Origin of the sequence: Kineococcus radiotolerans SRS30216 = ATCC BAA-149, from assembly GCF_000017305.1 — a bacterium.
Classification (GTDB): Bacteria; Actinomycetota; Actinomycetes; order Actinomycetales; family Kineococcaceae; genus Kineococcus; species Kineococcus radiotolerans.
The window spans coordinates 26,923-39,454 of record NC_009664.2 but is presented as its reverse complement, the minus strand read 5'-3'; the positions used below and the strand labels follow the sequence as shown (position 1 = coordinate 39,454).

The window sequence follows — 12,532 nt, the reverse complement described above, 5'->3', positions numbered from 1 at the left end:
GTCCGGAGCCAGGTCCTCGTCCTCGGGACCATTCACCTCCTCATCGGACTGGCCTTCGACACCGCCTGGGCGTTGACCACCGGCGCTGCCCGCGGTTGGCTCACACGTCGCCTGTCCCGCCTCGGCGCCACCGGCGGGGTGATGATGATCGGCGTCGGCGGCGCCATCATGCTGTCGAAGCGCCGGCTCTGGAGATCGTCGGTCGAGCACGTCAGAGAACCGCACGACTGGAGCCCCTCACGCCGTGGCGAGACCGACGTCGCCTGCGCCATCGAGAGGGCCGATGCGCAGACGCAGACTCACGGAGCGCAGCGAACGTGGTCGCCAGTCCGGGGATTGAGTACCTGAGCACCGCGCAGGCTTCTGCGTTCTTCGAGGAAGGGGCGGACGGCGCGGAAGTCTCCGGATCGATGCCCACCAGTGAGCTGGGGCCAACGTCCTCCCTCGATCGTTTCCTCACGGGCAGCCGTGAACGTACGGGACGAGGCGAGCACCGAGGCTTCTTGATGGACGTTCCTCACCGCGGTATGGCCGCGATCTTCGCGAGGGCGGGTGATGGAGTCCGCTGGCCTGAGAGCACCCGTCCGTTCTGGGCCTCTCCGTGCCGCGAGCCGGCGTTCAGGGAACGAAGGAGGCGAGCTGCTGGTCGAGCCAAGGGTAGAGCTCCTCAGCCGGCGTGTTCAGTCGCGACTTCAGGTGGCGCGTGGTGTCGTCGGCCAGGACCTCGAAGGAGCCGTCGGCGATGGCGTCGTAGGCCTGGGCGACGACGCTGGCGGGGCTGACCTTGGGCACGTCCCAGCTCGCGGCCATGGGGGTGTCGACCATGCCGACGAGCAGGCCGATGACCTGGGTGCCCTGAGCGCGCAGCTGCACTCGCAGGGCGTTGGTCGCGGACCACATCGCGGCCTTGGAGGCGGCGTAGCCGGTGGGGATGTTGATCCAGGCCGCGGCGGAGAGGACGTTGAGCAGGCTGCCCCCGCCGTGGATGGCGAGGACGGGGGCGAAGGCGTTGGCCACGCGCAGGGTGCCGAAGAAGTTGGTCTCGAAGATCTGGCGGAGGTCGTCCTCGGGACCGCTGATGGAGTCGCCGGCGGGGGCGATGCCGGCGTTGTTGATGAGCACGTCGACGTCGCGGGCGCCTGCCGCGGCGCGGGTGGCGGCCTCGGGGTCGGTCAGGTCGAGCCTCAGTGGGGTGATGCGGGAGTCGTCCCAGGTCCGGGGGGTGCGGGCAGCGGCGTAGACCTTCGCCGCGCCGCGCTGCAGGGCCTGGTGCACGAACTGCTCGCCGAGTCCGCCGTTGGCGCCGGTGACGAGGACGGTGCGGCCGGTGAGGGGGTGGTTCATCTAGACTCCTCAGTGAAGTGGGGACTGTCCCCGCTGCACATGATGTGGGGAACCTCCCCACTTGGTCAAGGAGGAGGGCACGTGGTCCCCGTACCGCGAGGAGTTGGTGGGGCACGTGAGCGATCGCGCACCGCGGACACCGGTGAGGTGACGCGACCGCTGCGCGCTGATGCCCGGCGCAACCGCGAGGCGATCCTGCGCGCTGCCCGCGAGGCCTTCGAGGTGGAGGGTGTGCTGACCTCCCTGGACGGCATCGCCGCCCGCGCCGGGGTCGGCAACGCGACCCTCTACCGCAACTTCCCCACCCGCGATGACCTGCTGGCCGCGGCCATCCAGGACAGCATCACCGAAACCCTGGCGGAGGCGGACGAGCTCTCCCGCACGCTCACCCCGCGCGCGGCGCTGGGGGAGTGGCTGGTGCTGCTGACGTGGCGGCTGCGCATCTGGCACGACCTGCCCTACTGCCTGGCCACCGCCCACGAGGACACCACCTCGCCCGTGCAGTCGGCGTGCAACCCCCTGCTGCAGCGGACAGCGGCCCTCCTCGCCCGGGCGGGAGTCGGCGAGAACACCCCCGGCACGATCAGCGCTGAGGAGGTCTACGAACTGGTCCTGGCGCTGTCGTGGGCCGTGGACCGGTTCAAGGACGACGAGGTGGCTACCCGCCGCCGGGTGGGCATGGCGACGGCGGGGATCCTCGCCTGAGCTGAGTCCTCCCGAGTCCTCCTGAGCGTTCCGTGGGGCCCGACGTGACCTCCGGTTCGCCCTCAGCGAATCGATGTGAGCGGTAAGTCGGTTTGCTCTGTCCGTTCCGGGGGCGGTCCTCGACAGGTGACCTCGCTGTCACCGGCCCGGGTGGCAGTCTCGTCCTTTCGTCCCCTCGTCTTGCGGCTGACGCTGCGTCAGCCTCTAGCGTCCCTGGGGTCGGTGGGATCGTCTTGCCGGCGCCGTGGTGAACGGGTGCAGGCAGGAGTGGACCGGTGACGTGGACGACAGCTGAGGTGGCGCGGATGTCGGGAACGACGGCGCGCACGCTGCGGCACTACGACGCCGTGGGGTTGCTCGTACCAGCCGGCACCGGGGCGGGTGGGGTCCGGCTCTACGAGCGAGAGCACCTGTTGCGGCTGCAACGGATCATGGTGCTGCGCGAGCTCGGGGTGCCCCTGGCCGTCGTCGGGCAGGTCCTGGCCGGGGACCACGACGAGGTCGCGGCTCTGCGCGTCCACGCCGACCGGCTCGAGGCAGAGGGGGCCCGCTTGGCCCGCCTGGCCGCGACAGTCCGTCGCACCGCGGCCCACCTGGAGGGAAGGGACGACATGAGCGAGCAGCAGTTCTTCGAGGGGCTGGCCCGCGACCGCGACCGCTACGAGGAGGAGCTCGTGGCCCAGCACGGCGAGAGCGTCCGCGTGGCTTTCGCACAGGCGCGTGAGCGGACGGCCGGCTGGGAGCGGGAGGACTTCGAACGTAGCGGGCGTGAGCATCGCGACCTCGCCGAGCGGATGGGCGCGGCGAAACGGCGAGGCGCGGCTCCAGGTGATGAGGGTGTCCAGGCGATTGTCGCCGAGCACTACGCTGCCGTCGCTGCGCACTGGACGCCGGACCGCGCCGCCTACCGCGGACTGGCCGACACCTACGTCGAGGATCAGCGCTTCCGCTCCTTCTACGACGACGTCGAGACGGGCCTCGCCGGTTGGCTGTGCGAGGCCATGGGGGTGTGGGCTGACGCCAATCTCGCCTGAGCCGGGCGCAGCTGCACGGGTACGGAGTGCTGGCACCCCCGAATCCGTGTGGTCATCGCTGGAGCAGTCAGTCAGACCATCTCGGTCGGTGGGTGAGCCGAGGTGCGCCTGTCCCACCGGCCATCGTCTGAGGGGGTGCCAGGCAAGCACAGGCGACTCGTGCTGTCCTGTCTCAGGACATCGGTGACGGTTCTGCGCCAGGAGACCGGTGACAGTCGATGCGTCAGGACGTCGGTGCCAGTCGCAGAGCTGGGTAGGTGTCAGACGCCGGCCACAGCGCACACAACGCGGGATGACCGTGGAGTTGTTGGATCCGCACCGGTCCTGACTGCAGCACTCGCTGCTCACGCCGCCGCGGCAGCCCCCGCAGTAGCACCCGGCGTCGTCGTGGGGTGAACCTCCCAGTCGAGGCCGTCCCACCGGTCGTCGTGCTCGGCACCGCTGGGAAACACCCACGAGCTCGCCCACCTCCCCGGGACTGCTGCGGGTGCTGACGGTGCAGCGCCAGCCGAGGCGGACTGCGCCGAAGGCGGGCCATTGGGGACTGGCGTCGAGGACTGGCGTCGACGTCCGGTGCGGTGCCGCTCTGCCTCACGCAGCGCAGATCGGCGTCGGGTGCGGCGTGGCGAAGAGGGCGCCCTCGACGTCTACGCCGCCCTCGACGTCGACGTCGTCAGGGGAATCGTCTGGTCAAGCGCCCCGGAGGAGCACCCGACGCCGTGGCTATTCGGCGACGACGGAGCGGCGGTCCCGCTCGGCGAGGACCTCCTCCCAGTCCAGGCCGCAGGCGGTGGCGATGGCGCGCAAGTCCTCCAGGGCCGCAGCGTGCAGACCCCCGGCGAGGCCGGCGGTGGCTTCGTCGCTGGAGCTCTCCGCAGCGGCGAGCAGCTGGTCGAGGTTGCCGCTCAAGGCGGTGAAGCGGTCGGCGAGAGGGGCCGGCGGCTGGGGGTGCTCGGTCATCCTGACAGCGTGCCGGTTGCGCTGGGTCTGCGCGCGCGCAGGCGCTAGGCAGCCATGCGGCTCGCCGTCGGCCCCGCAGTCCGCCCGCCGGGCGTTCGTTGGAGGGCTCGCCCTGTGGATCGTGGCGTCAGCGTCAGGTCTGCTCGCCCGGATCGCGGGATGATCACGACGTCGCTGGCTCTGGGCGCCGTGCCGTGGGTGCACCGCCAGGAGGGGCCCTTTGGCGAGGGGCTGTCAGCCCAGGAAGGGGCGGGTGACCTCACCGACGAGCAGGGCCAGGGTGGTGCCGTCGTCAGCTTCCCAGTGCTGCAGGGTGCCCTCAGACTCCTCGAAGCGGACGAAGCCGGCTGCGGCCAGTCGACGACGTACCTTCTCGCTAGCGATGACCTTCGAGCCGCAGTGACCGGTGCCGGGGCAGCAGCCCATCGAGTCGAGCACGACGACGTCGGCGGTGGACAGCAGTACGCCCTGGCGCTTGGCGATGTCGTCGTGGACGAGGTGGTGCAGGCGGGTGCCGTCCCAGAAGCGGTCGTCGTCGGTGTACTCCGGCTCCCCGGGGCGCAGGGGGTAGCCGCTGTGGTCCAGCACCATGCCTGCAGTGTGCAGGCAGCAGACGGCAACCTGGGGACCGATGGGCGGAGGTCACCTCGCTGGAGCATCCGAGGGCCCGAGGACGCGTGAACCTCGCGGGATGACCGTGTGTCCGCGCACCGCGGGATGACCGTGGAGTCGCGGGAGTCAGGCGGTCTCCCTGAGACGCTGCCGGCACGGGAGCTCTGGGTGGGTCGCTGTCCGCTGCATCTTTCGCAGCCAGGCCGAGGACTCCGGTGAGGTCGTCTACGAGGAACGCGTGACGCTCTGGTGGGACACCGACATGGACCAGGCCATCGAGAAGGCCGAAGCGGAGGCGCAGACCTGCACGAGCGAGACGACCTGGCCGCCGGAGCGGGTGACCGAGCACCTGGGGCTGACCCAGGCGTACGCGCTGCCCGACGAGCCGGGGGACGGGGCTGAGGTGTTCAGCCTGATGCGGACGAGCGACCTGCCGCCGACGGTCTACCTGGACCGGTTCTTCGACACCGTAGGTGAGTGCCGAGGAGAGGTCGGTGAGTCTGCGGAGCTGGTCTGAGACCGTCGTCGACCGTGCCGCGACGTCGTGGACGGCGGGATGACCGTGAAGTCTTCGCTGCAGAATGTGGTGGACAGCACCCGCAGTCCGTGGCCGACTGTGCGTCGTGGCGGATGCGAACGGCAAGGCCGTGCAGGTGCTGCTCATCGGTGGCCGGGCGGGTGTGGGCAAGACCAGCGTCGCCCACGAGGTCTCCGCCCAGCTGCAGACCCTAGGAGTCGCGCACTGCCACGTCGAAGGGGACAACCTCGACGCCGCCTACCCCAAAGCCGACGACGACCCGGCCGGCACTCGGCTCACCGGAGCCAACCTCGCCGCGTTGTGGGGCAACTACGCCGCTCTCGGCCACCATCGGCTCATCTACGTCAACACCGTCAGCGTCCTCGAACCCGACCTCATCGTCCGCGCCGTAGGCGGCCGGGCGGAGGTCACCGCGGTCCTGCTCACCGCCACCGATGAGACGATCCGCACCCGCCTCGGTGTCCGTGAGGTCGGCTCCGGGCTGCGGGCCCACCTCGAGCGCAGCCGGAGCACAGCCGCCCTGCTCGAGGAGCGGGCACCTGCGGATACCCACTGCGTCGGCACCGATCGGCGCAGCGTCGTCGAGGTGGCTGCCGACGTCATCGGCCTCTCCGGCTGGTGCGGTCTGCCCCGGCCGTGAACGCGCTCACCGTGAGGGGGAGGACGTCCCCGGCTGCTCACGAACGTCTGGAGCGCAGGATGGTCGTGAAGTCGCGTGCATCGTGCGGTGGGCGGCTGGTGCTGGTCCACGGTCGGCCACGTCCAGACCTCTATCGATCGGAGCTTGCCCGTGCGCCGCCTGCAGATCCGCCGCGAGGACGTGACCCTGTCCTACCTGGACTCCGGCGGTTGCGGACCGGTGGTGGTGCTGCTGCACGGCCTGGCCGGCAGCGCGCAGGAGCTGGCCGCCACCGCGGCCGCACTCGACGACAGCTACCGGGTGCTCGCGCTGGACCAGCGCGGCCACGGGCACAGCACCCGCCGCCCGGGTGACGTCTCGCGCCGCGCCTACGTCGAGGACGTCGCTGCCCTCATCACCTCCGCGGCCGGTGGTGCGCCCGTCTCGGTGGTGGGGCAGTCGATGGGGGCGCACACCGCGCTGCTGCTCGCCGCCTGGCACCCGCACCTGGTGCAGCGCCTGGTGCTGCTGGAGGGCGGGGTCGGTGGCGGGGCGGAAGAAACCTCGGCGCAGCTGGGGAGCTGGTTCGCCGCTTGGCCGGTGCCGTTCCCCTCCCGGCAGGCAGCGGTCGAGCACCTCGGGGGAACAGCGACTGCCGTGGGGTGGGCGCAGGATCTGGAAGAACGCGAGGACGGGTTCTGGCCCCGGTTCGACGCTGACGTGATGCAGGCCGCCATCGCGGCGGTGGCCGAGACCCCACGCTGGGCGGAGTGGCAGCAGGTGCAGGCACCGACGCTGCTGGTGCAAGCGGAGCGCAGCTACCTGGACGCTGCGGAAGTTGAGCGGATGCTCGAGCTGCGGCCGGGCACCGGCCACGTCGTCGTGCCCGACGCCGGTCACGACGTCCACCTCGATCAGCCGCAGGCGTGGACTCAGCTGCTGCGCAGCTACCTCGACACCGGCTCCGTGCCTCCTGGTAGCTAGTTGCCCCACGCCCGCTGCCCGCCCGTATCGCGGGATGACCAGGATGACCGGAAGGTCGGCGACCTGTAGGTGCTCGAGCGGCGGGGGTGCTGCCTCCGTGGGGTGGTCGCTCAGCGACGGCGGGAGCCGGGGGTGAGGTTGTCGATGGCGGCGTCAGCGATGCGGTTGAGGGTCCCCGCGTCGACGCCTGCTTCGGTGAGGGCTTCGAGCCCACGGTGGGTGGCGACGACGAGCTGACCGAGCACGGCGGGATCGGCGGTGGGGTTGACGTGCCCGGCGCGCTGGGCCTGCTCGATGAGCTGGCGGCAACTGTCGAACAGCACTTGGAACGTCGCGCGGGAGCGGGCGGCGACGGCCTCGTCGGTCCAGGCCAGTTCCGCGGTGCCCTTGGCCAGCAGGCAACCCGGGTGGCGGGAACCGTTGTCTCCTCCCACGACGTCGTCGGGGGAGTGCAGCCAGTCGCGCAAGCGGTCCAGCGCTTCGTCCTCGGGGCCTTCGACCCGGGCGGCGGCGCTCTGGTCGGCGGCTGCGCAGTACTCCTCGAAGACCCGGCGGAACAGGGCCTCCTTGTCGCCGAAGGCGCCGTAGAGGCTGCCCTTGCTCAGGCCCGTGGCGGCCGAGAGGTCCCCCACGGACGTGCCGTGGTAGCCGGTCTCGGTGAACCGCCGGCGGGCGGTGGTGACGACGTCGTGCTCGTCGAAGGTGCGGGGTCGGGCCATTCCCCGATCCTACGCCGATCTGAACTTCCGGTCCAGAACATCTGGACGAGCGGTCCAGAACGTGCCATTGTGGACCGCATGTTCAGAACCGTCACCCCTGCTCCCACCGAATTCACCGGCAAGCGCGTCATCGTCACCGGAGGCTCGCGCGGGATCGGCGCGGCCATCACCCAGCGCTTCCTCGACGCCGGCGCCCGCGTCGTCACCACCGCCCGCAGCGCCACCGACGACACCCCCCGGGACGCGACCTTCATCGCCGGTGACCTCAGCACCCCCACCGGCGTGCAGGCCTTCACCACCGCAGCCCTCGACGCCCTGGGCGGCGTCGACATCGTCGTCAACAACGCCGGCGCCGCCCGCACCCACCTCGGCGGCATCGCCACCATTCCCGACGAGGAGTGGCTCGACGCCTTGAACCTGAACTACCTCTCCGCTGTCCGGGTCACCGCCGCCCTCCTCCCGGCGCTGCGTGAAGCCGGGCAGGGCGGCGCCATCATCAACATCTCCTCCGGCGCGGCCCTGACCGCCCCAGCACCACTGGCCCACTACGCCGCAGCGAAGGCCGCGCTCAACGCTTACGGCAAGGCCCTGGCCACCGAGCTCGCCCCCGCCGGCATCCGGGTGGCCACGATCGTGCCCGGCAACGTCCTCACCCCCGGCGCCGACGCCATCCGCCAGGACATCGCCGACGCGACGGGCGTTTCCCTGGCCGACACCACCGCCGGGGTGCCGCTGGGACGCCCGGGAGACCCCCGCGACATCGCCGAGGCGGTGGCCTACCTCGCCTCCGACCGCGCCCAGTGGGTCACCGGGGTGACCCTCACCGTCGACGGCGGCGAACTACCCGGCATCTGACACCCAGCAGAACCCAGCAGAACCCAGCAGGACACAGCGGGACCAGCAACACCCACCCGGGCCTTGAACCCGACGCAGGACCTGAAGAACCCACCTGAACCACCACGCCCGACCACCACACCCGAGCAAGCCACCCGAAGGAGAACTCCCGTGTCCGAGACCACCGCCCCCAACACCACCCGCACCCCCGCATACAGCATCACCGAGGTCCTCCAGGTCCTCGACCCCGCCGGCGCCCAGCGCTACGCCGAGCTGACCCCGGCCACGGTGGAGAAGTTCGGCGGCCGCTTCGTCGTCCTCGGCGCCTCACCCACGGCCGCCGAGGGCGAGGCGGGGATCGTGGCCGCGGTCGTCCAGTGGCCGGACATGGAAACCCTGCAGGCCTGGTACGACTCCGCGGAGTACGCCCCGGCTCGCGAGATCGCGGCTACCGCCATGCGTCGCCGGCTGATCTTCCTGCCCGGGACCGCCCCGGCGGCCTGACCTCCATCACGCGGGGGCCGCGCTCGCCAATGCCCGTTCGTCGTCGCCCGTTCGTCGTCGCCCGTTCGTCGTCGCCCGTTCATCCATCGCGGCAAAGGTGATGGAAGCTGCGGTGCGGGTACGGCCGGTTCGCAAGAAGGTGCGATGAGCCGGCCCCGCGGCGTCGAGGACGCCGCGGAGCTGCCTCCTCCCACGACGAATCGGTCTTTGGTGATCGCATGGTCATCGGCAGATGAGTGAGGTCGTCTGCCGCCGGCGATAGCGCGCACACCGCGGGATGACCGCGCGGTCGCGCACCCCCCTTGGGGCGGCTTTGGGGCGGGTAACAGTCCCTCATCGCGGGATGACCGTGAAGTCGTCGCTCGTGGGTGGGCCTGCACCGGTGACGTCGACTGCAGTCGTGCCTACGCTTTTTGGTGTGACGGCGAGGTTGTCCTCCCGGTTGGCGGCGGTCGTGGACGCGCTGCCGTTGACTCCTGCGTCCCGCGTGCTGGAGGTGGGGTGCGGACCGGGTGCTGCGTCGCGTGCGGTGGCTCAGAGGTTGGAGACGGGCTTCGTGTTGGCGATCGACCGCTCCGCGGCCGCGATTGCGCAGGCGCGGGCGGGGTCGAAGGCCGAGATCGCTTCGGGGCGGATGGGGGTGCGGTGCGTCGCGGTGGAATCGTTCGTGCTGGAGCCGGGGGAGCCGGGGTTCGACATCGTGTTCGCGGTGCGGGTGGGGGCCCTGGACGGTCGCCATCCCGCAGCCGGGCACCAGGCGATGCAGCGGCTTCTGGCCGCCTTGGCTCCTGGTGGTCGCGTCTTCATCGATGGGGGCGACCCGCTGCAGGAGCTGTCCCTGGACTCGTGACGTGCTCCCGCAGCGGGGGCCGCCTGGTCGGGGCGGCGCCGAGGCACCGCCCCGACCAGGACGTCCACAGATCGACGAGTCCGCGATATCGCCGGCTGCCAACGACAGTGCCCACTGAGCGCGGGATGACCGCGCGCTGTCGCGGGCAGGATCTCCGCCGATCAGCGGCCGCCAACGGCGGCCACCAACGTCCTCACCCGGCTCTTGATGAAGACGTCAGTGACGGCCGCGTGCATGGGTGACAGGGACCCATCGTGTTGCTGCGGCCAGGGCGGGTGTGACCTCCGTGGGCGACCCTGGCGTCCGCGCCGCGCACCACGAGCGGCCGCAGCGCACCGCGTCAGTACGAGTGATGTCAGGAGGGGCACGTCATCATGACCACGCCGGAGGGATCCGGATCGGCGATGGGGACGAATCCGAGGGCGTCGTAGATGCGGCGCGCGGACCAGTTGTCCGCGAGCACGCCCAGGTCGACTCGGACCGCTCCCTGAGAACGGGCCAGCGCCAGGGCCAGGGCGACGAGCTGGCGGCCAGTTCCTCGACCTCGCTGCGCCGGGTCGACCAGGGCACGTCCCACGCGCATGGCGCCGTCGGTGGGGGTGAGTTGGATGTGGCCGGCCACGCCGTGGGGCCGTCGACTACCCAGGCGGTGGCTCCTGGTCGGGCGGTGACGTCGTTGAGCTGCTCGATGGTCGAGGGCCAGGTGAGCCAGGGACCGGCGAAGCGGTGGAGGGCGGCAGCGTCGGGGACCCAGCTGACGATCGTCGCTACGTCTGCTTCTGTGCGCACACGCAGTCGGGCCATGATCCAACGTTGTAGGGCTAGCCGTACGGGATGTGCACGTCTGGGATGTGCACGTCTGGGATGTGTCAAGACCCGGGTCTTGACACACCGGCTGTACCCGAGGAGGCCGGAAGCGGGGGACCGCGGACGCCGGCGGACCAGGTGGTCAGCGCCGGAGACCGCCGGCGCGGGAGGGGGTGAAGTCTCGTCCGTCGACGTCCTCGGCGGAGGACGTCACGAAGTCACGCTCCCGCGTGCTGGCCCACTCGGCGATGAGCAAGGTCGCGTCGTCCTGCAGGACGCCGCCTTGGCGCTCCAGGACGTCGTGGCTGATGCGTCGCAGGGTCTCGGGGGCGGTGAGCTGCGCGGCGGCGGCCTTGTGCAGATGCTCCACGAGACCCTCGACGCCGAGAAAGGCGCCGTCGAGGTCGCGCGCCTCGGTGATGCCGTCGGTGTAGCAGAGGATCCGGTCCCCAGGCTGCAGCCACTCCTCGGCGAGGTCGACCTGCCCCTCACCCAGACCGAGGAGGATGCGCCGTCCGCCCTCGAGCTCCTTGACGACCTTGCCCTCGCGCAGCAGCAGGGGAGCGGGGTGCCCGGCGTTGAGGTAGCGCAGCCGACCCGTACCGAGGTCGAGCTCACCCAGGACACCGGTGGCGAAGCGCTCACCGCCGCCGTGCTCGGCGATCACCGCGTCCACGGCACGTACCGCCTCGCCGAGGCCGTGGCCGTTGCGGCGGCTGTTGCGGTAGGCCGAGAGCGCCAGCGCCGCCAGGATCGTGCCGTGCACGTCGTGACCGGTGGCGTCCAGCACGGCCAGGTGCGCGGTCTCGTCGACGACGCTGTAGTCGAAGGCGTCCGCGGCCACGTCGTACGCCGGTTGCAGCAGACAGGAGACGACCAGTCCCTCACACGCGAAAGTCAGCGGCGGCAGGACCTGGTGCAGCAGTTCGGAGGCCACCGTGCGCGGTCGCCGGCGCCGGATGCGGTCCAGCGCGTCGCCATAGGGGCTCTTCGCCGCGATCAGGTGCCCGCTCAGGTGGGCCAGCAGCCGGCAGCGCTCGGCGAACACCTCGTCGTCGAGGTCCCCGCCCTCGGGGACGGTGAGTTCGAGGACACCCAGGCGGTCGGCGCCGTCGAAGACGGGCAGCCAGACGCGGGTGCTGTCGTTGGGGACAGTCAGCGGTCGCATGCCGCGGAAGCAGCGCCCGGCCACGGTGGTGGCGATGAGTTGCGGGCGCCGCGGTGCCAGGCCGGTGGTGGGCAGCGGCAGCAGCAGGCGCTGCTCGTGGTCGGTGAGGTAGAGCTGGGCCGTCCAGCCCAGCGTGCGGGCGGCCTCCAGGGTGGCGTCGGGGATCTGCCCGGTGGTGGCCAGGTGGGCACGGTCCATCAGGGTGCGCACCATGACCAGTGTCCGCTCGGACGCACCAGCGCTCATGCTCCGAGACGCTAACGCCTCCTCCGTGTCACCGGCTCGGTGACATCGCGCGTAGCCACCCGCCCCATCCCCGACGGCCTCCTTCCCGACAACCAGGCCCGAGCTGTTGCAGGGCCCTTCGCGCCGTCGCCGTCATGCCGCTACCGGCGGCCCCGCCCCTGAACGCAACCGGATCCACCGGCGCTGACGTGCTGACGGGGAGAGGCAGGCAGGCTGCGCGCAGGGAAGGTGATCGCCGGAGGGCTCCGTGGGGTGCGACCGAGGCGTGGCTGAGCGGGGCCGACGTCATCGACGTCGTGCACGGCGTTGCGACCGGCGCCGTGTGCGGCGCTGCGACGGCTGCGCGCGGGTAGCGGCCTGAGCGCAAGAGGGCTCGTCTGAACAGTGCAGCCACATCCATCACTGCCGAGCAGTCCCGTCGCCTCGCTCCAGTGGGTCCGTGTGCTGCGCTGGAGCCTGAAGTCCGAGAGCTGGAAGGTCAGAGTGCGCAGCCCGCCCCAGGTGGCTGCCGTGCGCGCTGCGTGGCAATGTCGGCGAATGGTGGAGTGTCCGCCGACACCCCATCGGAGGTTCCAGCAGTGATCCAGGCAGCGACTCGAGCAGCGATC

General features: G+C 71.1%; 14 protein-coding genes. 8 read left to right on the top strand and 6 right to left on the bottom strand.

Annotated features, from left to right (window positions below; genetic code table 11):
* Window positions 1-618 precede the first annotated feature (618 nt).
* Window positions 619-1,344: an SDR family oxidoreductase gene (locus tag KRAD_RS00205; protein ID WP_011981197.1), complete on the bottom strand. Its 726-nt coding sequence runs from the start codon at window positions 1,342-1,344 to the stop codon at window positions 619-621.
* A 147-nt stretch (window positions 1,345-1,491) separates the two neighbouring features.
* Here KRAD_RS00205 and KRAD_RS00200 point away from each other — a divergent pair, with 147 nt between their 5' ends.
* Both KRAD_RS00200 and KRAD_RS00195 read left to right on the top strand, forming a co-directional pair.
* On the top strand, window positions 1,492-2,049 hold the full coding sequence (locus KRAD_RS00200; protein ID WP_041291797.1) for a TetR/AcrR family transcriptional regulator: 558 nt from the start codon (window positions 1,492-1,494) through the stop codon (window positions 2,047-2,049).
* Between the two features lie 275 nt (window positions 2,050-2,324).
* The gene (locus KRAD_RS00195) at window positions 2,325-3,083 is read left to right on the top strand and encodes a TipAS antibiotic-recognition domain-containing protein (RefSeq protein ID WP_041291796.1); all 759 of its coding nucleotides are present in this window, start codon (window positions 2,325-2,327) and stop codon (window positions 3,081-3,083) included.
* 723 nt (window positions 3,084-3,806) lie between these two features.
* Here the strand turns inward: KRAD_RS00195 and KRAD_RS00190 are convergent.
* Window positions 3,807-4,043, bottom strand: coding sequence for a hypothetical protein (locus tag KRAD_RS00190; RefSeq protein ID WP_041291795.1), 237 nt, complete (start codon window positions 4,041-4,043; stop codon window positions 3,807-3,809).
* Between the two features lie 234 nt (window positions 4,044-4,277).
* Window positions 4,278-4,634: a hypothetical protein gene (locus tag KRAD_RS00185; RefSeq protein ID WP_011981193.1), complete on the bottom strand. Its 357-nt coding sequence runs from the start codon at window positions 4,632-4,634 to the stop codon at window positions 4,278-4,280.
* A 259-nt stretch (window positions 4,635-4,893) separates the two neighbouring features.
* On the opposite strand from KRAD_RS00185, the gene KRAD_RS00180 reads away from it, so the two are divergent.
* The 3 genes from KRAD_RS00180 (at window position 4,894) to KRAD_RS00170 (ending at window position 6,796) form a co-directional block, all read left to right on the top strand.
* Window positions 4,894-5,172, top strand: a complete 279-nt coding sequence (locus KRAD_RS00180) for a hypothetical protein (protein ID WP_011981192.1) — start codon at window positions 4,894-4,896, stop codon at window positions 5,170-5,172.
* 64 nt (window positions 5,173-5,236) lie between these two features.
* Complete coding sequence (locus KRAD_RS00175; protein ID WP_011981191.1) at window positions 5,237-5,833, top strand: P-loop NTPase family protein; 597 nt, start codon at window positions 5,237-5,239, stop codon at window positions 5,831-5,833.
* Between the two features lie 150 nt (window positions 5,834-5,983).
* Window positions 5,984-6,796, top strand: a complete 813-nt coding sequence (locus tag KRAD_RS00170; RefSeq protein WP_011981190.1) for an alpha/beta fold hydrolase — start codon at window positions 5,984-5,986, stop codon at window positions 6,794-6,796.
* A gap of 110 nt (window positions 6,797-6,906) precedes the next feature.
* Here KRAD_RS00170 and KRAD_RS00165 read toward each other — a convergent pair whose 3' ends face one another.
* The gene (locus tag KRAD_RS00165) at window positions 6,907-7,515 is read right to left on the bottom strand and encodes a TetR/AcrR family transcriptional regulator (protein ID WP_011981189.1); all 609 of its coding nucleotides are present in this window, start codon (window positions 7,513-7,515) and stop codon (window positions 6,907-6,909) included.
* Window positions 7,516-7,593: 78 nt separating this feature from the next.
* On the opposite strand from KRAD_RS00165, the gene KRAD_RS00160 reads away from it, so the two are divergent.
* The 3 genes from KRAD_RS00160 to KRAD_RS00150 all read left to right on the top strand — a co-directional run bounded on the left by KRAD_RS00160 (window position 7,594) and on the right by KRAD_RS00150 (window position 9,703).
* On the top strand, window positions 7,594-8,370 hold the full coding sequence (locus tag KRAD_RS00160) for an SDR family oxidoreductase (protein ID WP_011981188.1): 777 nt from the start codon (window positions 7,594-7,596) through the stop codon (window positions 8,368-8,370).
* 150 nt (window positions 8,371-8,520) lie between these two features.
* Window positions 8,521-8,853 (top strand): DUF1330 domain-containing protein, encoded by a 333-nt coding sequence (locus tag KRAD_RS00155; protein ID WP_011981187.1) that lies wholly within the window; start codon window positions 8,521-8,523, stop codon window positions 8,851-8,853.
* A 418-nt stretch (window positions 8,854-9,271) separates the two neighbouring features.
* On the top strand, window positions 9,272-9,703 hold the full coding sequence (locus KRAD_RS00150; RefSeq protein WP_041291794.1) for a class I SAM-dependent methyltransferase: 432 nt from the start codon (window positions 9,272-9,274) through the stop codon (window positions 9,701-9,703).
* 355 nt (window positions 9,704-10,058) lie between these two features.
* Here the strand turns inward: KRAD_RS00150 and KRAD_RS27370 are convergent, their stop codons facing one another.
* Window positions 10,059-10,595, bottom strand: coding sequence for a GNAT family N-acetyltransferase (locus KRAD_RS27370; protein WP_011981185.1), 537 nt, complete (start codon window positions 10,593-10,595; stop codon window positions 10,059-10,061).
* 57 nt (window positions 10,596-10,652) lie between these two features.
* Entirely contained in the window at window positions 10,653-11,924 is a 1,272-nt protein-coding gene (locus KRAD_RS00140; protein WP_011981184.1) for a PP2C family protein-serine/threonine phosphatase, read from the bottom strand.
* Between the last annotated feature and the right edge of the window lie 608 nt (window positions 11,925-12,532).